Source organism: Nocardioides sp. (assembly GCF_036503465.1).
GTDB lineage: Bacteria > Actinomycetota > Actinomycetes > Propionibacteriales > Nocardioidaceae > Nocardioides.
Genome location: NZ_DASXWU010000096.1, coordinates 119566 through 146048 on the forward strand (window position 1 = coordinate 119566; position 26483 = coordinate 146048).

Annotated in this window: 26 protein-coding genes; 15 read left to right on the forward strand and 11 right to left on the reverse strand. The window is 71.3% G+C overall.

The window, feature by feature from the left end; genetic code table 11:
- Positions 1-50: 50 nt before the first annotated feature.
- Complete coding sequence (locus tag VGK78_RS18370) at positions 51-773, reverse strand: alpha/beta hydrolase (RefSeq protein WP_331529176.1); 723 nt, start codon at positions 771-773, stop codon at positions 51-53.
- 83 nt (positions 774-856) lie between these two features.
- Between VGK78_RS18370 and VGK78_RS18375 the strand changes: the two genes are divergently transcribed.
- From VGK78_RS18375 to VGK78_RS18405, 7 genes are all read left to right on the forward strand, one after another.
- Positions 857-1204: a YlxR family protein gene (locus VGK78_RS18375; protein ID WP_331529177.1), complete on the forward strand. Its 348-nt coding sequence runs from the start codon at positions 857-859 to the stop codon at positions 1202-1204.
- Positions 1205-1307: 103 nt separating this feature from the next.
- Positions 1308-4073, forward strand: a complete 2766-nt coding sequence (infB, locus tag VGK78_RS18380) for a translation initiation factor IF-2 (protein WP_331529178.1) — start codon at positions 1308-1310, stop codon at positions 4071-4073.
- Between the two features lie 120 nt (positions 4074-4193).
- Complete coding sequence (gene rbfA / locus VGK78_RS18385; RefSeq protein ID WP_331529179.1) at positions 4194-4658, forward strand: 30S ribosome-binding factor RbfA; 465 nt, start codon at positions 4194-4196, stop codon at positions 4656-4658.
- Positions 4655-5509, forward strand: coding sequence for a tRNA pseudouridine(55) synthase TruB (truB, locus tag VGK78_RS18390; RefSeq protein WP_331529180.1), 855 nt, complete (start codon positions 4655-4657; stop codon positions 5507-5509). Before rbfA ends, truB begins: the two co-directional genes overlap by 4 nt.
- A gap of 59 nt (positions 5510-5568) precedes the next feature.
- Positions 5569-6510 (forward strand): bifunctional riboflavin kinase/FAD synthetase, encoded by a 942-nt coding sequence (locus VGK78_RS18395; RefSeq protein WP_331529181.1) that lies wholly within the window; start codon positions 5569-5571, stop codon positions 6508-6510.
- A complete protein-coding gene (locus tag VGK78_RS18400) occupies positions 6507-7670 on the forward strand; it encodes a MalY/PatB family protein (RefSeq protein WP_331529182.1) in 1164 nt (387 codons plus the stop codon). The genes VGK78_RS18395 and VGK78_RS18400 overlap by 4 nt, the downstream gene beginning before the upstream one ends.
- Before the next feature lie 154 nt (positions 7671-7824).
- Positions 7825-8178: a hypothetical protein gene (locus VGK78_RS18405; protein WP_331529183.1), complete on the forward strand. Its 354-nt coding sequence runs from the start codon at positions 7825-7827 to the stop codon at positions 8176-8178.
- A gap of 162 nt (positions 8179-8340) precedes the next feature.
- On the opposite strand, the gene VGK78_RS18410 is transcribed toward VGK78_RS18405, so the two are convergent.
- From VGK78_RS18410 to VGK78_RS18425, 4 genes are all read right to left on the reverse strand, one after another.
- On the reverse strand, positions 8341-8598 hold the full coding sequence (locus VGK78_RS18410) for an HPr family phosphocarrier protein (RefSeq protein ID WP_331529184.1): 258 nt from the start codon (positions 8596-8598) through the stop codon (positions 8341-8343).
- Between the two features lie 29 nt (positions 8599-8627).
- The gene (locus VGK78_RS18415) at positions 8628-10673 is read right to left on the reverse strand and encodes a fructose-specific PTS transporter subunit EIIC (protein ID WP_331529185.1); all 2046 of its coding nucleotides are present in this window, start codon (positions 10671-10673) and stop codon (positions 8628-8630) included.
- A gap of 2 nt (positions 10674-10675) precedes the next feature.
- Positions 10676-11632, reverse strand: a complete 957-nt coding sequence (pfkB, locus tag VGK78_RS18420; protein WP_331529186.1) for a 1-phosphofructokinase — start codon at positions 11630-11632, stop codon at positions 10676-10678.
- A gap of 70 nt (positions 11633-11702) precedes the next feature.
- A complete protein-coding gene (locus tag VGK78_RS18425; protein ID WP_331529202.1) occupies positions 11703-12470 on the reverse strand; it encodes a DeoR/GlpR family DNA-binding transcription regulator in 768 nt (255 codons plus the stop codon).
- Between the two features lie 86 nt (positions 12471-12556).
- On the opposite strand from VGK78_RS18425, the gene ptsP reads away from it, so the two are divergent.
- The 5 genes from ptsP to VGK78_RS18450 all read left to right on the forward strand — a co-directional run bounded on the left by ptsP (position 12557) and on the right by VGK78_RS18450 (position 19187).
- Positions 12557-14251: a phosphoenolpyruvate--protein phosphotransferase gene (gene ptsP / locus VGK78_RS18430; protein WP_331529187.1), complete on the forward strand. Its 1695-nt coding sequence runs from the start codon at positions 12557-12559 to the stop codon at positions 14249-14251.
- Between the two features lie 257 nt (positions 14252-14508).
- Positions 14509-14763 carry a DUF6458 family protein gene (locus VGK78_RS18435; RefSeq protein ID WP_331529188.1) on the forward strand — a complete coding sequence of 85 codons (255 nt, stop codon included), beginning with the start codon at positions 14509-14511 and terminating at the stop codon, positions 14761-14763.
- 195 nt (positions 14764-14958) lie between these two features.
- Complete coding sequence (gene rpsO, locus VGK78_RS18440) at positions 14959-15234, forward strand: 30S ribosomal protein S15 (protein ID WP_349257142.1); 276 nt, start codon at positions 14959-14961, stop codon at positions 15232-15234.
- 313 nt (positions 15235-15547) lie between these two features.
- Positions 15548-17815: a polyribonucleotide nucleotidyltransferase gene (locus VGK78_RS18445; RefSeq protein ID WP_331529189.1), complete on the forward strand. Its 2268-nt coding sequence runs from the start codon at positions 15548-15550 to the stop codon at positions 17813-17815.
- A gap of 4 nt (positions 17816-17819) precedes the next feature.
- Positions 17820-19187: a pitrilysin family protein gene (locus VGK78_RS18450; RefSeq protein ID WP_331529190.1), complete on the forward strand. Its 1368-nt coding sequence runs from the start codon at positions 17820-17822 to the stop codon at positions 19185-19187.
- 81 nt (positions 19188-19268) lie between these two features.
- On the opposite strand, the gene VGK78_RS18455 is transcribed toward VGK78_RS18450, so the two are convergent.
- Positions 19269-20327, reverse strand: a complete 1059-nt coding sequence (locus VGK78_RS18455; protein WP_331529191.1) for a zinc-dependent dehydrogenase — start codon at positions 20325-20327, stop codon at positions 19269-19271.
- 171 nt (positions 20328-20498) lie between these two features.
- Here VGK78_RS18455 and VGK78_RS18460 point away from each other — a divergent pair, with 171 nt between their 5' ends.
- Positions 20499-22505, forward strand: a complete 2007-nt coding sequence (locus tag VGK78_RS18460; protein ID WP_331529192.1) for a PTS mannitol transporter subunit IICBA — start codon at positions 20499-20501, stop codon at positions 22503-22505.
- A gap of 90 nt (positions 22506-22595) precedes the next feature.
- Here VGK78_RS18460 and VGK78_RS18465 read toward each other — a convergent pair whose 3' ends face one another.
- Positions 22596-23111, reverse strand: a complete 516-nt coding sequence (locus tag VGK78_RS18465) for a class I SAM-dependent methyltransferase (RefSeq protein WP_331529193.1) — start codon at positions 23109-23111, stop codon at positions 22596-22598.
- 62 nt (positions 23112-23173) lie between these two features.
- On the opposite strand from VGK78_RS18465, the gene dapB reads away from it, so the two are divergent.
- Positions 23174-23911 (forward strand): 4-hydroxy-tetrahydrodipicolinate reductase, encoded by a 738-nt coding sequence (gene dapB, locus VGK78_RS18470; RefSeq protein WP_331529204.1) that lies wholly within the window; start codon positions 23174-23176, stop codon positions 23909-23911.
- Here dapB and VGK78_RS18475 read toward each other — a convergent pair whose 3' ends face one another.
- The 4 genes from VGK78_RS18475 to VGK78_RS18490 all read right to left on the reverse strand — a co-directional run bounded on the left by VGK78_RS18475 (position 23912) and on the right by VGK78_RS18490 (position 25785).
- Positions 23912-24223, reverse strand: coding sequence for an AzlD domain-containing protein (locus tag VGK78_RS18475; protein WP_331529194.1), 312 nt, complete (start codon positions 24221-24223; stop codon positions 23912-23914). It abuts the gene before it with no gap.
- A complete protein-coding gene (locus tag VGK78_RS18480; RefSeq protein WP_331529195.1) occupies positions 24220-24906 on the reverse strand; it encodes an AzlC family ABC transporter permease in 687 nt (228 codons plus the stop codon). The genes VGK78_RS18475 and VGK78_RS18480 overlap by 4 nt, the downstream gene beginning before the upstream one ends.
- Before the next feature lie 27 nt (positions 24907-24933).
- Positions 24934-25155, reverse strand: a complete 222-nt coding sequence (locus tag VGK78_RS18485; protein ID WP_331529196.1) for a hypothetical protein — start codon at positions 25153-25155, stop codon at positions 24934-24936.
- A gap of 87 nt (positions 25156-25242) precedes the next feature.
- The gene (locus VGK78_RS18490) at positions 25243-25785 is read right to left on the reverse strand and encodes a GNAT family N-acetyltransferase (RefSeq protein ID WP_331529197.1); all 543 of its coding nucleotides are present in this window, start codon (positions 25783-25785) and stop codon (positions 25243-25245) included.
- An 84-nt stretch (positions 25786-25869) separates the two neighbouring features.
- Between VGK78_RS18490 and paaA the strand changes: the two genes are divergently transcribed.
- Positions 25870-26483, forward strand: a 614-nt coding sequence (gene paaA, locus VGK78_RS18495) for a 1,2-phenylacetyl-CoA epoxidase subunit PaaA (protein WP_331529198.1), incomplete at its 3' end; no start/stop codon positions are given.

The following is a 26483-nucleotide window of genomic DNA, read 5'->3' on the forward strand; positions in this document are numbered from 1 at the left end:
GCGCGTCGAGATCGGGTGACGGTGCCTGGGGCGCCGACGGACCGACGGCGTCAGCTCAGGAACTCCTTGATCGCCGGCCAGTACGCCGGGTCGTCGTGCACGTTCTCGTGGCGGGCGCCGGGCACGTCCAGCACCACGGTGTCCGTGGGCAGCACCTCGACGAGCGCGTCGGTGCGGGCCGGACGGACGACGTCGTCATGCCCGGCGCGGACGACCAGGACCCGTGACCGGAGACGGTCGGCTACGGCCGCGGAGTCCCACCGGTCCTGCAGCAGGTGACGGACGGGTAACCGGGGGTACAGGTCCGCCGCGGTGGCGACCAGGCTGTCGAACGGCGTGACCAGCACGAGCCGCTCGACCGGACGGCGTACCGCGACCTGGATCGCCACGCCGCTCCCGAGACTCCGCCCGACCACGTGGACCGGCCCGGGATGCCGGGCGGCGGCGTGGTCGAACACCGCGAGGGCATCGGTGGTGAGGACGTGCTCGTCGGGCGAGCCCTCGCTGGCGCCGTACCCGCGATAGGCGACCAGGTACGACGTGTGGTCGGGGAAGCGCGGGCCCAGCTCCGGCACCAGCCAGTCCAGCCCCTCGGCGTTCCCGCCGTAGTAGACCAGCGCCCGCTCGCGGCCCGGGTTGACCTCCCAGCCACGCACCGCGACCCCGTCGACGCGCAGCTCCAGGTCGGTCCGCTCCGCGGGCAGCCGCGTCGGGCCGCGCTGGTACAGCAGGCGACGTGACAGGGGAGCGAGAAGAGCCGCGAGGGGCCGCACCCGCGCACGATAACCGCGCGTGCAGCCCGGCGCCGCAGCGCCCATTCGAGGAATACCCGGGGCGCGCGGTAGGGTTGAGGACAGTGGCTCGCGCATCGGTTTTCCCTGCCTCCACGGCCGTCTCCGGACCGGTCCGGACGTGCATCGGGTGTCGTGAGCGGGTCGCGAAGAGCGAGTTGTTGCGGGTGACCGCCGGCTCGGACGCAGACGGCCGACCGGCCGTGGTGCCCGATCCGGCAGCCACCCGGCCCGGCCGCGGGGCGCACCTGCACCCCACGATCGCGTGCTACGACCTCGCGGTGCGCCGTCGAGCGTTCGGCAGGGCCCTCCGGGTCACCGTGCCGGGACTGGACAGCGCCCCGGTGGCGTTGTACCTCGCCTCGCTCGCCGGCAGCACAGACCGACCGTCCGACCAGGAACTGGAGCAGTAGCTCATGAGCACTCGATGAGTACCTCCCGATGAGTTTGCAGCACCCACCAACGGTCTGAGTCACCCCCCGATGAGGGACGGGGTCTTGGGCCAGAAGGAGAACAGTGGCCAAGACCCGAGTACACGAGCTCGCCAAGACCTACGGCATCGAGAGCAAGGAAGTTCTCGACAAGCTGAAGGAGATGGGCGAGTTCGTCAAGAGCGCTTCCTCGACGATCGAGCTCCCCGTCGAGATGAAGTTCAAGAAGACCTACGGCGACGCCCTCCTGGCCGCCAAGGCCAAGGCCGAGCCGGCTGAGGCGCCGGCCGAGGCTCCCGCGGCGAAGAAGTCCGCCGCCAAGGCCTCCGCCCCGGCGACCGCCGAGTCCAACGGCACGGCCGTGGCCGAGCCCGAGGCCCCTGCCGCGCCGAAGCCCGGTCCACAGGCGACCGCCCCGGCGCCCGCCGAGACCGAGGCGCCGGCGGCCGCACAGCCGCCCGCCGAGCCCGAGGCCCCGGCGGCGAAGGCTCCGACGCCTGCGCCGCGAGCCCCGCGACCGGCCGCACGGCCCGGTACGCCGCGTCCGGGCAACAACCCGTTCGCGTCCAGCCAGGGGATGGGTCGTCGTCCGGCACCGGCGCCGCGCGACAGCGACGAGGACGAGAGCCGTCCGCCGCGTCCGGCGGCCGGTGGACGTCCCGGCATGCCGCGCCCCAACCCGGCGATGATCGCCCGCAACCCCGGCGCCTTCGGCGCCAACCGCGGCCCCGGCGGGCCCGGTGGTCCGGCCGGTGGTCCCGGCCGCGGTGGTGCGCCGGGTCGCGGCGGTGCTCCCGCCCGGGGCGGTGCCCCTGGCCGCGGTGGCGTCGGCGCGCCCAGTCGTGGCGGTGTGGGGGCCGGCGCTCCTGGTCGTGGCGGCGGTCCGGCATTCGGTGGACGTGGCCGTCCCGGCGGTCGCGGCCAGACGCAGGGTGCGTTCGGTCGCCCCGGCGGTCCCTCGCGCCGTGGCCGCAAGTCGAAGCGGGCGCGTCGCCAGGAGTTCGAGCAGATGGAGGCGCCGACGATCGGTGGCGTGCGCGTCCGCAAGGGCAACGGCGAGACCGTGCGCCTGGCTCGCGGGGCCTCGCTGACCGACTTCGCGGAGAAGATCAACGTCGACGCCGCGTCGCTGGTGCAGATGCTGTTCTCGCTCGGCGAGATGGTGACGGCGACGGAGTCGGTGAACGACGAGACGCTCGAGCTGCTCGGTGAGGAGCTCAACTACGTCGTCCAGGTCGTCTCGCCCGAGGACGAGGACCGCGAGCTGCTCGAGTCCTTCGACCTCGAGTTCGGCGAGGACGAGGGCGACGAGTCCGACCTCGTCGTACGTCCGCCGGTCGTGACCGTGATGGGTCACGTCGACCACGGCAAGACCAAGCTCCTCGACGCCCTCCGCTCGGCCAACGTGGTCGACAAGGAGGCCGGCGGCATCACCCAGCACATCGGTGCCTACCAGGTGAGCACCGACGTCGAGGGTCAGGAGCGGGCCATCACGTTCATCGACACCCCGGGTCACGAGGCGTTCACCGCCATGCGTGCCCGCGGGTCGCAGTCGTCGGACATCGCGGTCCTCGTGGTCGCCGCCGACGACGGCGTGATGCCCCAGACCGTGGAGGCGCTCAACCACGCCAAGGCGGCCGACGTGCCGATCGTGGTCGCGGTGAACAAGATCGACAAGCCAGAGGCCGACCCGACCAAGGTCCGCGGCCAGCTCACCGAGTACGGCCTGGTGCCGGAGGAGTACGGCGGCGACACCATGTTCGTCGACGTCTCGGCCAAGTCCGAGCTCAACCTCGACAAGCTGCTCGAGGCGATCGTGCTGACCGCTGACGCGTCGCTGGACCTGCGCGCCAACCCGGACCAGGACGCCCAGGGTCTCGTGGTCGAGGCCCACCTCGACCGCGGCCGCGGCCCGGTCGCGACGGTGCTGGTCCAGCGCGGCACGCTCCAGGTCGGTGACTCGATCGTCGCCGGTCCGGCCTTCGGCCGGGTGCGGGCGCTGCTCGACGAGAACGCCGAGCCGATGGACGAGGCCCTCCCGGCGCAGCCGGCGATGGTGCTCGGTCTCTCGGCCGTGCCCGGTGCGGGTCAGAACTTCCTGGTCGTCGAGGACGACCGGGTGGCCCGCCAGATCGCCGAGAAGCGCGAGGCGCGTGAGCGGGCGGCGATGCAGGCCCAGCGCCGGGTGCGCCGTACCCTCGAGGACTTCATGGCCTCCATGGAGAAGGGCGAGAGCCAGGAGCTCACGCTGATCCTCAAGGGCGACGTGTCCGGTTCGGTCGAGGCGCTCGAGGACTCGCTGGCCAAGATCGACGTCGGCGACGAGGTGTCGCTGCGCGTCATCGACCGCGGTGTCGGTGCGATCACCGAGACCAACGTCATGCTGGCCGCCGCGTCCGACGCGATCATCATCGGCTTCAACGTCCGGCCGCAGGGCAAGGCGACCGAGCTGGCGGACAAGGAAGGCGTCGAGATCCGCTACTACTCGGTCATCTACCAGGCGATCGAGGAGATCGAGGCCGCGCTCAAGGGCATGCTCAAGCCGGAGTTCGAGGAGTCGACGCTCGGCCAGGCGGAGATCCGCGCGATCTTCCGCTCGTCGCGGGTCGGCAACATCGCGGGCTGCATGGTCACCAGCGGTGTGATCCGGCGCAACGCGAAGGTGCGACTGATCCGCGACGGCGCCGTCGTGGCGGACAACCTCGACCTGGCGTCGCTGAAGCGCGAGAAGGACGACGCCGCCGAGGTCCGCGAGGGCTTCGAGTGCGGGCTCGTGCTGCGCAACTACCAGGACATCAAGGAGGGCGACATCGTCGAGGCGTTCGAGATGCGGGAGATTCCCAGGGCCTGATCGGGAGGGGGCGGTTTCCCCGGTTCACCGGGGAAACCGCACCTTCTCGGGCGAAACTTCGCCCGCGAACGTCATGGTTCCCCGGTCCACCGGGGAAACCGCCGCCACACAGGAGCAGTCATGGCCAACCCCCGTATCCGGAAGATCGCGGACCGGATCCAGGTCACCGTCGCCGAGATGCTCGAGCGGCGCATCAAGGACCCGCGACTCGGGTTCGTCACCGTCACCGACGTCCGCGTCACCGGTGACACCCAGCAGGCCACCGTGTTCTACACGGTGCTGGGGGAGGAGACCGACCTCGCCAGCACCGCGGCGGCGCTGGAGTCGGCGAAGGGCCTGCTCCGGTCGGAGGTCGCCAAGCAGCTGGGCATGCGACATGCGCCGTCGCTCACCTTCGTCCACGACGCCCTGCCCGAGAGCGCCCGCCACCTCGACGAGGTGCTGGCCCGGGCGAAGGCGCAGGACGAGGAGACCGCGGCACGCCGCGGCACGTCGTACGCCGGCGACGCCGACCCCTACAAGAAGCCCCGGGAGCTCGACGAGGACGAGGCGGACGAGGCAGACGAGGCAGACGAGGCGCTGTGACTGCTGAGTCCGGGCTGGTCGTCGTCGACAAGCCCGGCGGCATGACCTCGCACGACGTCGTCTCCCGGGTGCGACGTCTCACCGGCACGCGCAAGATCGGGCACGCGGGCACGCTCGACCCGATGGCGACGGGAGTGCTCGTGCTCGGGGTCAATCGCGCCACCCGGCTGCTCGGGCACCTCACCCTCACCGACAAGCGGTACGCCGCGACCTTGCGGCTCGGGGTCACCACGACCACCGATGACGCCGAGGGCGAGGTGGTCGCGACCCGGCCGACCGACGGGCTGACCGAGGAGCGGGTCCGGGACGCGCTGGCGGCCTTCGTGGGCGAGATCGACCAGGTGCCCAACGCGGTCTCGGCGGTCAAGGTGGGCGGCCGGCGTGCCTACGCCCGGGCCCGGGCCGGCGAGCAGGTCGACCTTCCCGCCCGCCGGGTCACCGTCCACGCGATCGACGTGATCGACGTCGGGCTGCCGGACATCGGCATCGAGGTCCGCTGCTCCAGCGGCACCTACGTCCGCGCGATCGCCCGCGACCTCGGCGAGGTGCTCGGGGTCGGGGGGCACCTCACCGAGCTCCGGCGTACGGCGGTCGGGCCCTTCTCCCTCACCGACGCCCGCACGCTCGACGAGCTCGGCGAGCGACTCACGATGACTCCCATCGCCGAGGCCGCGCGGACGTCGTTCCCGGCGCTCGACCTCGACGAGCCGGAGGCCGCCGACGTCCGGGTCGGGCGTCGCCTCGACCTCACCCTGGACGCGACGACGGCACTGTTCGCCCCGGACGGCGAGTTCCTCGCGCTCTACGAGCCCGCCGAGATCGGCGCTCGAGCCGTCGCCGTCTTCGTCTGACCTCGCCGCCGGCCGGGGCCACGGCGTACGACGACCGGCTCGTCGTTAGGCTGCCGGACGTGCAGATCTGGCGGTCCCTGGACGACGTCCCGGCCGACCTATCTCGGACAGCCGTCGTGATCGGGAACTTCGACGGCGTGCACCTGGGTCATCAGCACGTCGTGCGCGAGGCGCGCGCGCTGGCCGACGCCGACGGGCTCTGCGTGGTCGCCGTGACGTTCGACCCACACCCGATGGCGGTGCTGCGGCCCGACCACGCGCCGACCACGATCACCGACATCGAGACGCGCGCCGAGCTGCTGGCGGCGGCGGGCGTGGACGACGTGCTCGCGCTCCCGTTCGACCGCGAGATGGCCGCATGGACCCCGGAGGAGTTCGCCGAGCGCGTGCTCGGGGACGTCCTGCACGCGTCCGTGGTGGTCGTCGGCGCCAACTTCCGGTACGGCTCGAGGGCCGCCGGAGACGTCGCGACGCTGACCGCCAACGGCGAGCGGCTCGGGTTCCGGGCCGTCGGCGTACCGCTCGACGGCGGTCCTCAGGTCTGGTCGTCGACCTACGTCCGCACCTGCCTGGCCGCCGGAGACGTCGCGGGCGCGGCCGAGGCCCTGGGCCGCCCCTTCGTGGTCCGCGGCGTGGTGGTGAGGGGCGACCGGCGCGGGCGGGAGCTCGGGTTCCCGACCGCCAACGTGCCCACCCGGACGATGACCGCGGCTCCCGCCGACGGGGTGTACGCCGGGTGGTTGCGGCGGCTGGACACCGGCGAGCGCTACCCGGCGGCGATCAGCGTCGGCACCAACCCGACGTTCGACGGGGAGCGTGAGCGCCGGGTGGAGTCGTACGTGCTCGATCGGGGCGACCTGGAGCTCTACGACCTGGAGGTGGAGGTGTCGTTCGTCGACAGGATCCGCGGCATGGTGCGGTTCGACGGGGTGGAGGAGCTGATCGAGACGATGCACGACGACGTCCGCCGCGCGCGCGAGATGCTGGGACGCCCCGAGTGACCCCGCCGAGCACCCGGCGCCCGGTCGTCGACCTCACCGACGAGGAGGCACGCCGGGCGCTGCTCCTCAAGTGGGGCACGGTGCCCGGTGACGTCATCCCGGCGTGGGTCGCCGAGATGGACTACGCGCTCGACCCGGTCGTGCACGAGGCGCTGCGCCGCGCGGTGGGCGACGGCGTGACCGGCTACCCCGTCTTCGGGTACACCGCGGAGCTCGGCGAGGCGTACGCCGGGTTCGCCCGGCGGCACTACGGCTCCCGCGTCGAGCCCGAGTGGGTCCACCCCGTCGTGGACGTCACGGCGGGCGTCCGGGTCGCGCTGGACGTGCTCAGCGACGACGGTCCGGTCGTGTTCCTGGTGCCGGGCTACTCCCCCCAGCTCGACGTCGCCGAGCTGACCGGTCGCAAGCGCGTCGACGTGGTCGTCCATCCCGACGCGGCCCGCGCCGAGGTGGACCTCGACCAGCTCGAGTCCTTGTTCGCGAACGGCGCGAGGACCCTGCTGCTCACACAGCCGCACAACCCCTGGGGTCGGGTCTTCAGTCGCGACGAGCTCGCCGGTATCCGTGACGTCGTGGTGCGGTACGGCGCCCGGGTCGTCTCCGACGAGATCCACGCGCCGCTCGTGCTCCCCGGCGCCGCACACACGTCGTACCTCGACCTGGAGGGCACGCACGACCACGCGGTCGCGCTCGTCGCGGCCTCGAAGGCGTTCAACACCGCCGGGCTGCGCTGCGCCCAGCTGCTGGTCCCCGACCCGGAGGCGCGACGGCTCCTCGAGGGTCAGCCGATGGCGCGCAACGACTCATGGTCGCCGCTGGGAGTGGTGGCGGCGGTCGCGGCGTTCTCCGACGGCGACCCCTGGCTGGCATCGCTGGTCGAGCGTCTCGACCAGCTCCGGACCCTGCTCGGCGAGCTCCTCTCCGAGCACCTTCCCGCCGTGCGGATGCGGCCGCTGGAGGCGACGTACCTGGCCTGGCTGGACGCCCGCGCCCACGGCCACGACGACCCCGCCGCCGTCGCTCTCGAGCGAGGGCGCGTGAAGCTCGGGCCCGGGCACGACTACGCGCCGGGACTGACCGGACACGTGCGGCTCAACATCGCCACCAGCCCGGAACGGCTGACCGAGATCGTCCGGCGACTGGCCACGGCCTGGGGCTGACGCCTGGCCGCCGATCTGGAGCTCTCCGGGGGAGCCGTGGTGTCATGACCAGGCTGGCGAGAGGGACAGGGTGGAGTCGACAGCATCGGGTTCTCCTTGGAGCCGGTGTCGGAGGCCCGCTGATCGGGCTGGCCGGTACGGGTGGGGTGATGGCGTGGCGGCCGGCTTTGCCGCCGCGACCACGATCTTGGCGATCGGCCTCCCGGCCACGCCGGCGAGCGAGGCCGGCGACGACATCGACAACTCCGGCCTGCTGGCCTGCGTCCGGGCGGTGGTGTCGACGCCGTCGCTGTATGCACCCTTCGCGCTGTTCTTCGGACTGCTCCTGCTGGAGGGGACCACCGACGTCCAGCTCGGCGCGCTCGCGATCGACGACCTGGGCCTCGGTGACGGCGGGCCTGGCCTGCTGTACGCGGTCTGGGGCGCCGGTGGGGTGCTCGGGAGCGCGCTCTTGCTGCGCATCGTGCGCCGAACCGTCTACGGGCGGGCCCTGCTCGTCGGTGCGTGATCTCGGCCTTGATGTCTCCGTGGCCGGGGCTCGGCGGAGTCGCGGTCGCGGTGATGCTTGCTGCTGGGTTGGGGACGGCTGACTCGAGCCGGCGCCGCTCTGGGTCGTCCGCCTGAGCGGAAGCTAGAAGCTCCGGTCAGGCGGACGACCCGGAGGGGAGCATCAGGCGTCGAGATCCTGCTCGACGAGCGCGGCGATCTTGTCCACGTCCGCCTCGTTGTCGCCGGAGACCTCGACCGTGGCACCCTTGCCGGCGCCGAGGGTCATGATCAGCAACGCCGAGCTCGCGTCGACGGGGTCGCCGCCCGGGACGCCGATCAGGACCTCGGAGTCGAGCTCGCCGGCTGCCTCGGAGATCAGCGCGGCGGGGCGGGCATGCAGGCCGACTGCGGAGCCGACGACAACGGACTTGGTGGGCATGGAGTCTCCTTCTGGGTTGACGGTCGGGGTCAGACGGTCGCGACGTCGATGTCGGCCCGCCACACGGTCTTCGCGGTGACCACCGCGAGGGCGCCGACGACCACACCGGCGGCCAGCGCGATCACGTAGCCGAGGATGTTGTGCACGGCGAAGAGCACGAAGATCCCACCGTGCGGTGCCCGGATGCTGACGTTGAACGCCTCGCTGAGAGCACCGGTGACCGCGCTGCCGATCATGATCGACGGGATCACCCGGATCGGGTCGGCTGCGGCGAACGGGATCGCACCCTCGGTGATGAACGAGGCTCCCAGCAGCCACCCGGCCTTGCCGTTCTCCCGTTCGGCCACGGTGAACACCCCGGGTCGGACGACGGTGGCCAGGGCGAGGGCGATCGGCGGGACCATCCCGGCCAGCATCACCGCCGCCATCACCTTCAGCTCGGGCGCGCTTGAGGACGCCGCGGCGGCGGTGCCGACTCCGGCGACGGCGAAGCTGTAGGCCACCTTGTTGAGCGGTCCGCCCATGTCGAAGGCCATCATCAGCCCCAGGACCACGCCGAGCACCACGGCGTTGCTGCCGCTCATGTTGTTCAGCCCGTCGGTGATGTGGTTCATGATCCAGGCGATCGGGCGGCCCAGGACGATCAGCATGAGCAGACCGCCGAGGACGCAGGTGACGAAGGGGATCACCAGCACCGGCATCAGGCCGCGGCCCCACGCGGGGACCGCCCGTTGGGCGAGCCAGTGGGCGATCAGACCGGCCACGACGCCACCCACGATGGCGCCGAGGTATCCGGTGACCGGGACGGTGGTGCCCGAGGAGTCTGCGACGTTGAAGATGTTCGCCGCCAGCCCGCCGAGCACGAAGCCGGGCGCGATCCCGGGCCGGTCGGCGATGGCATAGGCGATGTAGCCGCCGAGCGCCGGGATGAAGAGCATGAACGCCGTCTTGCCGATGATGAAGAACAGGGCGCCGAGGTAGACGAAGAAGCCCGAGCCGAACAGTGCGTGGTGGAGCCCGAGCTGGTCGGCGCTGGGCAGGCTGAACAGCGTGCTGTGGACCGCGACTTGGCCGTAGGGTCCGACGATCTCGTAGCCGCCGAACAGGAACGACAGGGCGATCAGCAGGCCACCGGCCGCGACGAACGGGATCATGTAGGACACGCCGGTCATCAGGACCCGGCGTACCCGTGCCCCCCACGACTCCTCGGCGCCTCCGCCACCGGTGCTCTCCGAGACCGTCCCCTCCACTCGTGGGGCGTTGGGGTCGTCGGCGTACCGGAGTGCTTCCGCGACCATGGCGTCGCCGTCGTCGATCGGGCGCTTCACGCCCGAGGACACGACCGGCTTGCCGGCGAAGCGGCCGCGGTCGCGGACGCCCACGTCGACCGCGAAGATCACCGCGGACGCCGCCGCGATGGTCGCGGGCGACAGCGGCTTGGATCCGGCCGAGCCCTGGGTCTCCACGGAGATCGGTACGCCGGCTCTCGCGGCGGCGGCCTGGAGCGCCTCGGCTGCCATGTAGGTGTGCGCGATGCCGGTCGGGCAGGCGGTCACCGCGACGAGTGACCTGTCGCCGGAGGACGCGGTCTGCGTCGGAGCCGCTGCGGTGGGGTGGGAGGGCGCGTCGCCGACGACGTCCATCACCAGGGCGACGACCTCGTGCTCGCTCGACGCGTTGCGGAGGCCGGCGGTGAATTCAGGCTTCACCAGTGCCCGGGCCAGCTTCGTGAGCAGCTGCAGGTGCGTGGCGTCGCCTCCGGCGGGAGCGGCGATCAGGAACGCGAGATCCGCGGCGCCGTCCTTGGCGCCGAAGTTCACCTTCGGGGACAGCCGCGCGAAGGCCAGTGTCGGCTCGTCGACGGCAGCCGTGCGGCAGTGCGGGATCGCGATCCCACCGGGGAGACCGGTGGCGGCGGTCCCCTCGCGGGCGATCGCATCGGCGGCGAGCTGCTCGGGGTCGTCGGTGCGGCCGGCGTCGGACACGAGGCGGGCCAGGGCGCGGATGACGTCGTGCTTCTCGGCGCCGAGGTCGGTGTCGAGGCGCACGAGAGCGCTGGTGATCAGGTCGGACATGGTCAGCTTCCTGCGGAATCGAGGCGGGTGACGTCAACCAAGTCCGTCTGTACCTGCCGGGGGTGGGGGATGGTCGTGCCGGGGAGGCCGGCGGCCGCGCTGCCGTAGGCGACGGCGAGCGCGAGTCGATGGTCGGGGGCACGTCCCGTGACGTCCCCGAGGAGGTAGCCGAACAGGCTGGAGTCGCCCGCCCCGACCGTGCTCACCACGGTCACGGGCGGAGGGGTCGCGTGCCAGGCGCCCTCGCCGGTCACGAGGACGGCGCCATGGGGGCCGAGGGTCACGAGTACCGATTCGACACCCTGGGCGACCAGGTCACGAGCCGCCTCGGCGGCCGCCGCGGGGTCGGCCTCGAGCTCCTCGCCCTGGTGGCCGGTGAACGACGCGAGCTCGTGGCCGTTGGGCTTCATCAGGTGGGGCGCGCTGGCCGGGAGCGCGTCGACCAGCGCCTTGAGCGGTGCGTCGCTGGTGTCGACCGCCACCCGTGCGCCCGCACCGCGTAGGGCTGCGACCAGCTCGGCGTACCACTCGGGCGGCGTGCCGGGAGGGAGCGAGCCGGCCAGCACCGTCCAGTCGGCGCTGCCGGCGCGGCGCACCAGCGCCTCCTCGAGCTCCTGGAGCAGACGCGGCGTGACCTGGGGCCCGGGGCTGTTGAGCTTGGTGGTGGTGCCGTCCGGCTCGGTGATCGTGATGTTCACGCGCAGGTCGCCCTCGTGCTCCACGGGGCGGCAGTCGACCCCGGCGGCGAGGAGCTCGAGGACGAACGGGTCGTCCTTGGCGGCCGGCAGGACGGCGATCGAGGGCAGGTCGGCGGCGACGCACGCGCGGGAGATGTTCACGCCCTTCCCGCCGGCCTGGGAGGTCACGGACTCCGCCCGCTGCACGGTGCCGCGCTCGAGCGGCGCGGTCAGGTTGACCGTGCGGTCGAGGCTGGGGTTGGCGGTGAGCGTGACGATCATGCGGGTTCCCCTGGGCGTGGTTCGGCGGGGGAGCCGAGCGGAGGGGTCGAGGGACGTCCTGGAGTGCTGGTCATGCCATCACGACCTCGACGCCGGCCTTGGTGAGAGCCCGGCGGTCCGTCGCCGAGACGTCGCTGTCGGTCACGACTACGTCGATCTCGCCGGCTGCCGCGAACCGGACGGCGGTCTCGACTCCGAACTTGGAGGCGTCCGCGACGACCACGACCTGCCGCCCGCACCCGATCAACGCGCGCTTCACGGCGGCCTCGTCGGGATCCGGCGTGGTGAACCCGTGCTCGGCGGTGATCCCGTTGGTGCCGAGGAAGGCGACATCCACCCGCAGATGGGAGAGCGCGGCCACGGTGTCGGCGCCGACCGCGGCCTGGGTGGTACGCCGGACGCGACCGGGCAGGAGGCGTAGGTCGATCTGCCGGTGGCCGGCGAGCCGGGCCGCGATCGGGACGGCGTGCGTGATCACGGTGAGGGAGTGCTCGGGAGGCAGCAGCGATGCGAGCCGGCTGGTCGTGGTGCCCGCATCGAGCAGGATCGTGCCTCCCGGTGCCGGCAGCCGGTCGATGGCCGCCCGCGCGATGCGTTCCTTGCTCTCGGTGTTGACGTGGTCGCGCTCGCGCAGCCCGGCCTCGATCAGTGACAGCGACGCCGGGGGGACCACACCGCCGTGCACGCGGCGTACCAGTCCCAGGCGCTCCAGCGACGACAGATCGCGGCGCACGGTCTCGGTCGTGACGTCGTATTCTCTGGCCAGCTGATTCACCGACATCCGGCCGCGCTGGTTGACCAGGCGGGCGATGGCCTGCTGGCGCTCCTCGGCGTACATCGTCAACGCGGTTCCCCTGTCTGTGTATGTGTGGTTTTACGCCCGAACGTGTTGACTTGTCAAGCCGGGCGTGGCAGCGTGTCGCCATGAGCGCTTCGCCGCCGGCCGCCACGGCTCGAACCTCCGCGCTGCACGGCACGCCGGTCGTCCCGGGCGTCGCCTACGCCCCGGCCCTGGTCGTGCGCGGCGAGGTCTCGGCCGAGGCGATCGCTCGCTTCGACGGCTCGGCGTACGACGAGGAGCGCGCGCTCGCCGCCTACGACGAGGCCGCCGAGGCGGTGGCCGAGGGCTTCGCGCGACGCGCCGACAAGGCGTCGGACGCCGCGGCGGAGGTGCTCACCGCGAGCGCAGGGCTCGCGCGGGACAAGGGACTCCGCTCCGCGGTGCGCAAGCACCTGAGATCGGGCGACGACGTGCTCGCCGCGGTGCACGCGGGCGTCGAGCAGTTCGTCCAGGTGTTCTCGTCGATGGGCGGGCTGATGGCCGAGCGCGTCACGGACCTCCGCGACATCGAACGTCGAGTCGTCGCCCACCTGGTGGGCGAGCCCGAGCCGGGAGTCCAGATGCCCGAGGAGCCGGCCGTGCTGGTGGCCGAGGACCTGGCGCCCTCCGACACAGCGACGCTCGACCCGGCGGTGATCGTGGCACTGGTGACCGAGCGTGGTGGCCCGACCAGCCACACGGCGATCATCGCTCGTCAGCTGGCGATCCCCTGCGTGGTCGGGACGGCCGGCGCGATGTCGCTGACGGCAGGGGCGCCGGTGCTCGTCGACGGTGTCGCAGGCACCGTCGAGAGCTCACCCGACCCCGACACCGCGCGAAAGCTGGTCGAGGCCGACCGGGCCGAGCGCGAGGCACTGGTGAGTTGGGGCGGGCCGGGCGAGACCGCGGACGGCACCCGGGTGAAGATCCTGGCCAACGTCGCCGACGGCGAGTCGGCGCGGGGGGCGGCCTCGGGACCGGTGGAGGGCGTGGGGCTCTTCCGCACCGAGCTCTGCTTCCTCAACCGCTCCGACGAGCCCTCCTCCGAGGAGCAGGCCTCGATCTACGGCGAGGTGCTGGCGCCGTTCTCCGAGCGGTACGTGGTGGTCCGCACTCTCGATGCCGGCTCCGACAAGCCGGTCGCCTTCGCGACCCACGAGGGCGAGGAGAACCCCGCCCTCGGCGTACGCGGCCTCCGGCTCTCCTTCGGCAACCCAGATCTGCTGGTGCGCCAGCTCGACGGGATCGCGGCTGCCGCCCGGACGACCGGCACCGAGACCTGGGTGATGGCGCCGATGGTGGCGACGGTGGCGGAGGCCTCCGAGTTCGCGTCCGCGGTGCGCGCCCGGGGCCTCAAGCCCGGGGTGATGGTCGAGGTGCCGTCGGCGGCCCTACTGGCGCACCGGATGCTCGAGGTCGTCGACTTCCTGTCGATCGGCACCAACGACCTGACCCAGTACACGATGGCCGCGGACCGGATGGCCACCGACCTCGCCCACCTCACCGACGCCTGGCAGCCGGCTGTTCTGCAGCTGATCGCTATCACCGCCGAGGCCGGACGGCAGTCCGGCAAGCCCGTCGGCGTCTGCGGCGAGGCGGCGGCCGACCCCCTGCTCGCCTGCGTGCTGGTCGGGATGGGGATCACGTCGCTGTCGATGGCCTCCGCGGCCGTCCGACCGGTCGGCGCCCGGTTGGCCGGCGTGTCGATGGACACCTGCGAGGACGCCGCCGAGGCCGCCCTCTCCGCGAGCGACCCGATGGCCGCTCGAGACGCCGTACGCCGGGTGCTGGGGGGCTGAGACGCCTGGGCCGGGTGGAGGGTTCATCACGCTGAGTAGGTGAAGGGGCGCTGGGCCAGGTGAGTTCCACTTGCCAGGCGCGGGTTCGACCACCCAGCGTGATGAACCGTCCCGTCACTGCCGCAGGCGTCGCCCCCTGGGCGGTAGAAGCCCTGCCCGCGTGCCGAGAACAGGGCGCATGGCCGCTTGCGAGGGGGGAACAGAGGGGGCGACGACCGCCCGCCCCCGGGCGGACCGACCGGAAGGGAACTGACCCCATGGGATACGGACTCGGCATCTTCCTGCTTGCGCTGGGCCTGATTCTCGCGCTCGCCGTCCAGGACGCCATCAGCGGCGTCGACCTGACGTTGATCGGCTGGATCCTCGTCCTCGCCGGCGTGCTCGTGATCGTGCTGACGGCGGTGACGACCAACCGCGGCCGCAGTGCGCGGACGGTCTCGACCACGACGCACCCCGACGGCAGCCAGACCACGACGGAGCAGCGGCACCGCAACGACCCGCCGCCGATCTGAGACCCGCCTGACCAGGGCTTTTCCGGGACGGGGCGCCGAATGGCGTCCCGTCCCGTCGTTTTGGGCGACGCCCCCGGGCGCTGATAATCTCGTCCGGTTGCCGTGCAACGGCCGCGGATCGAGAGTGCCCGGGTGAACAGGCCCCGGCGCGCCGCGCAACGAGCAGTGCCCTCCGGGGCCGGGAGAGGAGCCCGCATGTCGATCGGTACCGACGCGGAGACCAAGAAGAAGATCATCGCGCAGTACGCGACGAAGGAGGGCGACACCGGCTCGCCCGAGGTGCAGATCGCGCTGCTCAGCCACCGCATCAGCCACCTGACCGAGCACCTCAAGGAGCACAAGCACGACCACCACACCCGTCGTGGTCTGCTGCTGCTCGTGGGTCAGCGGCGCCGGCTGCTGAACTACCTGAACAAGACCGACATCGAGCGTTACCGCTCGATCATCGAGCGTCTCGGCCTGCGCCGGTGACCTCGCGGAGCGGCTCCCCTCCGGGGTGGCCGCTCCTTCCATGTTCCGGCCCGTGAATGGAACTGGCCGGATCGATCGGCCGCTAGGGTCGAGTCATAATTGAACACGCAACCGAACCAGGAGCGGCCCGCACACGTCGGCCCGGTCCTCGGTAGTGATCTTCGGACGGTGCTCCACCCTGTTGACGAGGGAGAGCGCCGGCCGCGGGTCTCGATCGAAGACCGGCCGGACTCTCCCCACAGATGAGTGGAGACCGAGCTGCGGGCGTTCGCGGGGTCGCTCCGCGAAGAGAAAGGACAGGGCACGAGAGCCCATGTCTGAGACCACCATTTCCGCCGTCGAGACCGTGATCGACAACGGTCGCTTCGGCCAGCGCACCGTCAAGTTCGAGGCCGGGCTCCTCGCCCGGCAGGCCGCCGGCTCCGTCACGGCGTACCTCGACGACGAGACGATGCTGCTGTCGGCCACCACCGCCGGCAAGCAGCCCAAGGACCAGTTCGACTTCTTCCCGCTCACCATCGACGTGGAGGAGCGGATGTACGCTGCGGGCCGGATTCCCGGCTCGTTCTTCCGCCGCGAGGGCCGTCCCAGCGAGGACGCCATCCTCACCTGCCGCCTGATCGACCGCCCGCTGCGCCCGACCTTCACCAAGGGCCTGCGCAACGAGGTCCAGGTCGTCATCACCGTCCTGGCGCTCGACCCCGACACGCCGTACGACGTGCTCGCGATCAACGCCGCCTCGGCGTCGACCCAGCTGTCCGGCCTGCCATTCTCCGGCCCGGTCGGAGGCGTCCGGGTCGCCCTGGTCGAGGGCCAGTGGGTGGGCTTCCCCACCCACAGCCAGCTCGAGAACGCCGTCTTCGACATGGTGATCGCCGGGCGCGTCACCGACACCGGTGACGTCGCGATCATGATGGTCGAGGCCGAGTCGACCGAGTCGACCTGGGACCTCGTCCAGTCCGGCACGCAGGCCCCGACCGAGGAAGTCGTCGCCGAGGGCATGGAGGCCGCCAAGGTCTTCATCAAGCAGCTGTGCGAGGCCCAGCAGGAGCTGGCCAAGCAGGCCGCGAAGCCGGTGCAGGAGTTCCCGGTCTTCCTCGACTACTCCGACGACGTGTACGCCGCCGTCGAGGGCGCCGTGAAGGACGACACCGCCAAGGCGCTCACCATCGGCGACAAGCTGGAGCGCGAGGGCCGTCTCGACGAGATCAAGGCCGGCCTCCTGGAGAAGATCGGCCCGGACTTCGAGGGCCGCGAGAAGGAGATCGGCGCGGCGTTCCGGTCGCTGAACAAGTCGCTGGTGCGCCAGCGGGTGCTGACCGACCAGATCCGCATCGACGGCCGTGGCCTCGCCGACATCCGCCCGCTGCACGCCGAGGTCGGCGTGGTCCCGCGGGTGCACGGCTCGGCGCTGTTCGAGCGCGGCGAGACCCAGATCCTGGGCGTCACCACGCTGAACATGCTGACGATGGTGCAGAAGCTCGACACGCTCTCCCCGGAGACCGAGCGCCGCTACCTGCACAACTACAACTTCCCGCCGTACTCCACCGGTGAGACCGGCCGCGTCGGCTCGCCGAAGCGCCGCGAGATCGGCCACGGCGCCCTCGCCGGCCGGGCCCTCGTCCCGGTGCTGCCCACCAAGGAGGAGTTCCCCTACGCGATCCGGCAGGTGTCGGAGGCGATGGGCTCCAACGGCTCGACCTCGATGGGCTCGGTCTGCGCGTCCACGATGTCGCTGCTCAACGCCGGCGTCCCGCTGCGGGCTCCGGTCGCGGGCATCGCGATGGGCCTGATCTCCGGTGAGGTCGACGGTGAGACGAAGTACGTCGCCATCACCGACATCCTCGGCGCCGAGGACGCCTTCGGCGACATGGACTTCAAGGTCGCCGGCACGCGCGAGTTCGTCACCGCGCTGCAGCTCGACACCAAGCTCGACGGCATCCCGGCCGAGGTCCTCGCCCGTGCGCTGACCCAGGCCCGCGACGCGCGGCTGACGATCCTGGACGTGATGGCCGAGGCCATCGCCGGTCCGGAGGAGATGTCGCCGCACGCGCCGCGGATCATCAGCATCCGGGTGCCGGTCGACAAGATCGGCGAGGTCATCGGCCCCAAGGGCAAGGTGATCAACCAGATCCAGGACGACACCGGCGCGAGCCTGTCGATCGAGGACGACGGCACGGTCTACATCGGGGCGACCAACGGCGAGGCGGCCGAGGCCGCGCGCGCTGCGGTCAACGCGATCGCCAACCCGACCATGCCCGAGGTCGGCGAGCGCTACCTCGGGACGGTCGTGAAGACCACCAACTTCGGTGCGTTCGTCTCCCTGCTGCCGGGCAAGGACGGCCTGCTCCACATCACCAAGCTCCGGGCTCTGGTGGGCGGCAAGCGGGTCGAGAACGTCGAGGACGTGGTTTCCGTCGGCCAGAAGATCCAGGTGCAGATCGCCGAGATCGACGACCGCGGCAAGCTGTCCCTGGTCCCGGTCGTCGAGGAGGAGTCCCCCGGCTCGGACACGGGTGACGAGACTCCCGAGCCGGCCGCCCCGGAGTCGACCGAGGCCGCCTCCCAGGTCACCGAGTGACCCCGTGACCCACCAGGCAACCACGACGACCGGCCGGCAGCCCGCTGCCGGCCGGTCGTCGGTTACCCAGCTGGCGGGCGCCACGCCGAAGCCGTCGGGTACGACGCGCACGCTGCTGAAGGAGGACGGCGGCGTGGTTCGTCGTACCGTCCTGCCCAGCGGGATGCGGATCATCTCCGAGCAGGTGCCCGCGCAGCGCTCGGCCACGATCGGGGTCTGGGTCGGCGTCGGGTCGCGCGACGAGTCACCGGCCCTGCACGGGTGCTCACACTTCCTCGAGCACCTGCTCTTCAAAGGGACTCCGGAGCGGTCGGCCCTCGACATCTCGATCGCCCTCGACGCGGTCGGCGGTGAGTTCAACGCCTTCACCGCCAAGGAGTACACCTGTTTCCACGCGCGGGTCCTCGACCAGGACCTCCCGCTGGCGGTCGACGTGCTCGGCGACATGGTGACCTCGTCGCTGATCACCGACGAGGACGTCGACGCCGAGCGCGACGTGATCCTCGACGAGATCGCCATGCACGACGACGACCCCGACGACGTCGCCCACAACCTCTTCTCGTCGTTGGCCTGGGGTGACTCCTCCCTCGGCCGCCCGATCGCCGGCACCGTCGCCTCGATCGAGGCGATGACCCGCGACCAGATCCGTCGCTTCTACAAGCGCCACTACCGGCCGGAGCGCATGGTCGTCTCCGTCGCCGGCAACATCGACCACGCCAAGGTGGTCCGGATGGTGCGCGCTGCCTTCTCGCGCCGCGACTTCCTGGCCGGCACCGCGGCACCCATCGCGCAGCGCCAGACGGCCACGCCGCGCAAGGTCGGCACCGGCATCGCCGAGGCAACCCGGCAGTTCGAGCAGGTCAACATCGTGCTCGGCGTCCAGGGCCTGACCCGCTCCGACGACCGACGGTTCGCCCTCGGCGTCCTGAACGCCGCGCTCGGAGGCGGTACGTCGAGCCGCCTCTTCCAGGAGGTGCGCGAGAAGCGCGGCCTGGCCTACTCGGTCTTCTCCTTCGCCAGCCAGCACGTCGACGCCGGCCTGGTCGGCGTCTCGGTGGGCTGCCTGCCGAACAAGCTCGAGCAGGTCCTCGACGTGGTCCGGGCCGAGCTCGCCAAGATCGCCCAGGACGGCATCGACGCCGAGGAGCTCACCCGCGGCAAGGGGCAGCTCAAGGGCGGGCTGGTCCTCGGGCTCGAGGACTCCGCGTCCCGGATGACACGGCTCGGCAAGTCCGAGCTGGTCGACGATGAGCTGCTCAGCATCGACGAGGTGCTGGCCCGCATCGACGCGGTCACGCTCGAGGACGTGCGCGTCCTGGCCGCCGAGCTGTTCTCCCAGCCGGAGATCCTGGCCGTCGTCGGCCCGCGCTGACCCCCGGTGGTCGAGGAGCTAGCTCTGCGAGCCGAGACCTGGTGACCCTCCCCGTCCATGAGCCAGTGCCGACTTCGTCGGCTATGGCTCGACGGTTACTTTAATGGCCTCGCCGTTCTTGACGATGTCGAACGCCGAGAGCACGTCGTCGAGGGGGATGTGGCGGGTGATCAGGTCCTTGACCGGGACCTGACCGGTGGAGATGTACTCCAGCGCTCGCTTGTTGTGCTCGGGAGCCGAGCCGTTGGCGCCGTGGATGTGCAGCTGGCGGTAGTGCACCAGGTTGGAGTCGCAGGTGATGGTCGGGTTGGTCTTCGGCAGGCCGCCGAAGAAGGAGATCCGGCCGTTGCGGGCGGCCATCGAGATCGCCTGCTCCTGGGTGACGTTGGCGGCGGTGGCGGTGATGACCACATCGGCGCCGCGGCCGCCGGTCAGCTCCATCACCCGCTCGACCACGTCGACCTCGGAGGCGTCGATGGTCTCCTCCGGCTGCACCGCCTCGGCCGACATCTTCAGCCGCTCGGCGTTCACGTCGACCAGGTAGACCGGGCCGCACTCGTGGACCCCGCGAGCGATCCGGATGTGCATGCACCCGATCGGGCCGGCGCCGAACACGACGACGGTGTCGCCGGGCTCGATGCCGAGCAGCTCCTGGGCGTTGATCGCGCAGGCGAACGGCTCGGCGGCCGAGGCCTCGTCGTACCCCACGTTGTCGGGGATGCGGTTGAGCCCGTCGACCTTGAGCACCTGGCGCGGCACGGTCATGTACTCGGCGAACCCGCCGTCGTACTGGTAGCCGACCGAGGTCTGGTTCGCACAGACCGCCATCCAGCCCTTGCGGCACTCGTAGCACTCGCCGCACGGCACCGCGGCGATCACCTGGGCGCGGTCGCCGACCCTCCAGTCGCTGCCGTACGTCGCGTTCACCTCCGCGCCGACCTCCACGACCTCACCGGCGATCTCGTGCCCGATCGTGCGTGGGGGTGTGAGGTTCTGGTGGCCGTTGTGGAAGATCTTCACGTCGGTGCCGCAGGTCGAGCAGTTGCGCACGTGCAGCTTGACCTCGTCGGGGCCGCAGTCGGGCTCGGGCACGTCCTCGAGCCGGACGTCCTCGGGAGCGTAGAAGCGCAAGGCCTTCATGGGTGCCGTGGTCCTTTCAACGGTGGGTGGGCGTGAGGATACCAAAAACCACACTAACGGGCACAAAAATCCTGCCCGAATACTTGGCAACGTGCCCGTATGTGTTGCAGACTACCGGCATCGGGGTCGTGACAGGCGTCACGTCCCCAGCGACGTAGAGAGGAACCCCAGATGGCCTCCACCGCCATTCCCCCGGCCCGCGCAGGGGCCCGCGTGCGGGTGCAGCAGTTCGGCACCTTCTTGTCCAACATGGTCCTGCCCAACATCGGGGCGTTCATCGCCTGGGGCCTGATCACGGCCCTGTTCATCCAGACCGGCTGGATCGCCCTGATCGGCGACAAGATCTTCGGCTTCTCCACCGCCGTCCACCACTACGGCTTCGTGTCCGTGCTGGGCGGGTGGACCGCTCCGGACGGGACGCCGCTGCACACCAGCGCGGGAATCGTCGGCCCGATGATCACCTACCTCCTGCCGCTGCTCATCGGCTACACGGGCGGCCGGATGATGTACGACAACACGATCCGGGGCGGTGTGGTGGGGGCCATCGCCACCTTCGGCGCGATCGCCGGGGCGAGCGTCCCGATGTTCATGGGCGCGATGGTCATGGGCCCCCTCGGCGGCTGGAGCATGAAGAAGCTCGACGCGCTGTGGTCGCACAAGATCCGGCCCGGCTTCGAGATGCTGGTCAACAACTTCTCCGCCGGCATCTGGGGGATGATTCTCGCCCTCTTCGGGTTCGGCGTGGCTGCCCGCTTCGTCGACTGGTTCAGCACGATCGCGTCCAACGTCGTGGAGTACCTCGTCCACCACCACCTGCTGCCGCTCACCTCGGTCTTCATCGAGCCGGCCAAGATCCTCTTCCTCAACAACGCGGTCAACCACGGCGTGCTGACCCCGCTGGGTCTGGACCAGGCGCAGCAGAACGGCAAGTCGGTGCTGTTCCTGCTCGAGGCCAACCCCGGTCCCGGCCTCGGCATCCTGCTGGCGTTCTGGGTGTTCGGCAAGGGCGTGGCCAAGGCCTCCGCGCCCGGCGCGATCCTGATCCACTTCATCGGAGGCATCCACGAGATCTACTTCCCGTACGTCCTGATGAAGCCCCGCCTGGTCGTCGCCTGCATCCTGGGCGGGATGACCGGCGTGGCCACGAACGTCCTGTTCAACTCCGGGCTCCGCTCTCCAGCCTCGCCGGGCTCCATCATCGCCGTCTGGATCGCCGCACCTCCGGGAAGCCTGGTCGGGGTGACCCTGTCGGTGATCCTCGCCGCCACGGTCTCGTTCCTGGTCGCGTCGTTCCTGCTGAAGATCGACCGGAAGGACGACGGCGACCTGATGGCCGCGACGGCGCAGATGGAGGCGAACAAGGGGAAGAAGTCCTCGGTGGCCGGCGCCCTGGCGGGCACCCGGTCGTCCGCGATCCACTCGATCGTCTTCGCCTGCGACGCGGGCATGGGCTCGTCGGCGATGGGCGCCTCGGTCCTGCGCCAGAAGATCAAGACCGCCGGCCACGACACCGTGACCGTCGTCAACAAGGCGATCTCCGACCTCACCGACACCTTCGACCTGGTGGTCAGCCACCAGGACCTCGCCGAGCGCGCATCCCAGAAGACGCCGTCCGCCGTGCACGTCGCGGTCGACAACTTCATGGCCAGCCCGCGGTACGACGAGATCGTGGAGCTGATCGGTCAGGCGAACGCCAATGGATCCGGCCCGTCGTCCGAGCCCGTCCCGCTCGTCGAGGAACCCTCGGGCGCGGTCCTGGCGGCGAGCTCGATCGTCCTCGACGGCCGGGCGAGGTCTCGCGACGACGCGATCGACGAGGCCGGCCGGTTGCTCGTGGCCGCAGGGGCGGTCGACGAGAGCTACGTGGCATCGATGCACGCTCGCGAGGCGTCGGTCTCGACGTTCATGGGCAACGGCCTGGCCATCCCGCACGGCACGAACGAGGCCAAGCCCTCGATCCGCCGTACCGCCATGTCCTTCGTGCGGTACGCCGATCCGGTCGAGTGGAACGGCAAGCCGGCGGAGTTCGTCGTGGGGATCGCGGGTGCGGGCGATGACCACCTCGCCCTCCTCTCGCGGATAGCGAAGATCTTCAGCGACTCCGAGCAGGTCGAGGCCTTGCGTACGGCGGCGACGCCCGAGGAGGTCATGTCCGTCCTGGACGCGGTCAAGGTCTGAGCGAGGACGTTCCGCCCCGGCGCCAGCCGGGGCGGAACGGCCGCAGCGAACGCCGCTGCGAGCTTGCTCGCAAGGCGCCCCACCTCCGCCCTATCTGCGGCCGATGATGGCCACGACCGGCGGTGCCTTCTGGTCGGCGACGGAGACCCGGAACCCGCCCTCGGTCAGCGCCGCCGACGCCTTGCGGACGATGTTGGGCACGAGCTCGGGCTGCGTCGCGTCGAAGTAGAGGTAGACCGCGCCGCCGGGCAGCACGCGCTCGTGGAGAAGCGCCACCTCGTCGGCACACTGGCGGACCCAGAAGAGGTTCACGTTGAAGGCGAAGACCTTGTTGAGCCGCTTCACCGGGACACGCAGCGTCGCCAGGTCGATCTGACGCACGGTCAGCCGGCCGGCGTCGACGTACTTCTGGTTGCGCCTGCGGGTGCGGTCGACGCCGGACTCCGACCGGTCGATCGCGAAGAGCTTGCCGGTCGTGAGTCGCTGGCAGATCAGCTCGGCGCCGTAGCCCGGGCCGCATCCGATCTCGAGGATGTTGTCGCCCGGCTGCGGGTCCATCAGCTCGACGGCCCAGATCATCCGCGGGGGGACCTGCTGGACTGGCATGGCCTCAGACTGCCAGATCGCGAGACGCCGACGCCCGGGGCACTAGCGTTGGGCGCGTGACGATCAAGGTCGGCGTGCTGGGGGCCCGGGGCCGGGTGGGGTCCGAGGTGTGCCGCGCGGTCGAGCGCGCCGCAGACCTGAAGCTGGTGGCTGCGATCGGCTCGGCCGACCCGCTCGACTCGCTCGCCCTGGCCGACGTGGTCGTCGACTTCACGCGCCCCGACGTGGTCATGGACAACCTCCGCTGGTGCATCGGCCGGGGACTCCACTGCGTGGTCGGGACGACCGGCTTCGACCGGGCCCGCCTCGACTCCCTGCGTGACGCCCTAGCCGAGGCGCCGGACGTCGGCGTCGTGGTCGCCCCGAACTTCTCGGTCGGTGCCGTCCTGATGATGCGCTTCGCAGCCGTGGCGTCCCCGTTCTACGAGTCCGTCGAGATCGTGGAGATGCACCACCCCGACAAGGCGGACGCACCCAGCGGTACGTCACGGCGTACGGCGGAGATGGTGGCGGCCGCCCGGCGCGAGGCCGGCCTCGACGCCGTCCCCGACGCCACCTCGACGGGTCTCGATGGCGCCCGGGGCGCCGACGTCGACGGCATCCACGTCCACTCGCTCCGCGCGCGGGGGTTGGTCGCACACCAGGAGGTGCTGCTCGGCGGACCGGGCGAGACCCTCACCATCCGGCACGACTCCATGGACCGCGCTTCGTTCGTCCCGGGCGTGCTGGTGGCGGTGCACGCCGTACGCGATCGCCCCGGCCTGACCGTCGGCCTCGAGCACCTGCTCGACCTGGACTGATCACCAGCCCGGGAAGGCGAGCCGCAGCAGAGCCGCGGTGGCGGCGGCCACGAACACCACGACCAGGAACGGCGCGCGCAGCAGCAGGGCGACGACGGCTGCGGCGAGGCCGGCGGCCCGGGCATCGATGGTCAGCCGGGTGCCGTCGGCGAACACCTGGACCGCGACGAGGGCGGCGAGGAGCGCGACCGGGATCAGGTCCGCGACACGCTCGACCGCCGGATGTTCGAGCACGCGGGCAGGAAGGGAGACGCCGGCGAGCTTGAGGAGGTAGCAGCCGACGCCGGCGCCGAGGATCGCCAGCCAGGTCATCGTCCGGGCAGCTCCGTCGCGTCGGTGGCCGTCCGGGTGAGCAGGCCGGCCAGCAGGGCGACGCCGCCGGCGACGAGCACCGGTACGCCCGCCGCGGTGATCGGTACGACGCCCAGGGCGACCGCCGCCGCGCAGACCGCGATCACCCGGTTGCGAGGGTCGGCCAGCCTCGGCCAGAGCAGGGCGAGGAACGCGCCGCCGACCGCGGCGTCCAGACCGTAGGTGCGGGGGTCGCCGATCAGGTTGCCGGCGACGGCGCCGACCAGGGTGAAGAGGTTCCAGAGGACGAAGACCGAGACGCCGGTGGTGAGGAAACCGGTCCGGGCCGCCTCGCGGGACGTGCGGGTCACCGACATGGCGGTCGACTCGTCGATCACCACCTGGGCCGTCGCGACCCGGCGCCACCCCCGGAACTCCAGCAACGGCGCCAGCTTGAGCCCGTAGAGCGTGTTCCGGGTGCCCAGCATCAGCGCCGCCAGCGCACCGGACAGTGGCGCGCCACCTGCCGCGGCGACCCCGACGAACGCGAACTGCGAGGCTCCGGTGAACATCACCAGCGACAGGGCACAGGTCTGCGGGACCGAGAGCCCGGCGGCCACCGAGACGGCACCGAACGACACGCCGTACAGACCCGTCGCGATGCCGACGCCGAGGCTGTCACGGACGATCGACCGGCGCTCCACGCGCCGACCCTACGGGGACCTGAGAAGTCAGCGGCGGCGCGTCACACGCACCGGACGGGCCTGCGCGTTCGGGCTGTGCACAAGGACGTACGCCGCGACGAGTCCGAGGAGCCCGCCGGCCAGTGCGCCGCCTCCGATCGCGATCGGGAGCGGGGTCGCGTGCGCGATGTACATCCCGGCCACGATGCCGAAGCAGAGACTGATCGCACCCACCACGATCCGATGCAGCAACGGCAGTGGTCCGAACATCGAGCGCCTCCTGTCGGGGCCGGGGCATCCATGGTGGCCCTCGGCGAGGCGAAAACCAAGAGGAGATCGCGGACCGGACCCGGGGAGTCAGCCGAGGGCGGTGTGCAGCCGCACCTGCTTGACCTGGGTGGTGCCGGTGCCGTCGAGGTCGAGAGTCCGGTGCGCCGTGTCCGGTGCCCAGCCGGCGTCGGTGAGGAAGGTCCGCAGCTCGTCGTCGTCGGCCACCAGCCAGGTCACTGCGCGGGTGAAGCGGTCGGCGACCATCGTGTCGGCGGCGGCCTGGAGCAGCCGGGAGCCGTGGCCCTTGCCGCGCTCACCTGCGTCGACGGTGAGCTCCATGAGCTCCCCGTCGGTCACCTGGTCGCAGTCGGGATCCGTCGCGGGCGTGGTGATCGCGAACCCGACGACCCGGTTGCGCTCGAGCGCGACCAGGGCGCGGTGCCGCGCGTCGGCCGGGCTTGTCAGGGCGTCGCGCCACAGCTGGGCGAAGTCCGCCTCCCGCAGCTCACGCGCGGCCGGCACCAGCCCGGCGTACGACGTCGCCCAGGCGCGGGCCTGGATCGCGGCGATGGCCTCGGCGTCGTCCGCCCAGGCGACGCGGACGGAGACATCGGCGGTGGGGCTGCTCACCGCTCCATGGTGGCAGCGTGGCTGGTGTTACACCGCATCGGCATGACTGCAGAAAAGTGTCATATCGCTGGTACCGTAGGCAGCGTGTACGGCAGCGACTTCGCCACCGAGGCGCAGCATGCAGCGGAGCAGCACGACCCGGAGGCGTTCACCGCGCTGCTCGCCGAGGAGGGCCGCGTCGAGCCCCGCGACGACATGCCCGAGGCGTACCGCAAGAGCCTGGTCCGGCAGATCGCCCAGCACGCCCACTCCGAGATCATCGGGATGCAGCCCGAGGGCAACTGGATCAGCCGCGCGCCGAGCCTGCGCCGCAAGGCGATCCTGATGGCCAAGGTGCAGGACGAGGCCGGGCACGGTCTCTACCTGTACGCCGCGGCCGAGACGCTGGGCGTCGACCGGGCCGACCTGGTCGACCAGCTGCACTCCGGCCGGCAGAAGTACTCCTCGATCTTCAACTACCCGACGCTCACCTGGGCCGACGTCGGCGCGATCGGCTGGCTGGTCGACGGCGCCGCGATCACCAACCAGGTGCCGCTGTGCCGCTGCTCCTACGGGCCCTACGCCCGCGCGATGGTGCGCGTGTGCAAGGAGGAGTCGTTCCACCAGCGGCAGGGCTTCGAGATCCTGCACACGCTCTCGCACGGCTCACCGGCGCAGCGGGCGATGGCCCAGGACGCCGTGAACCGCTACTGGTGGCC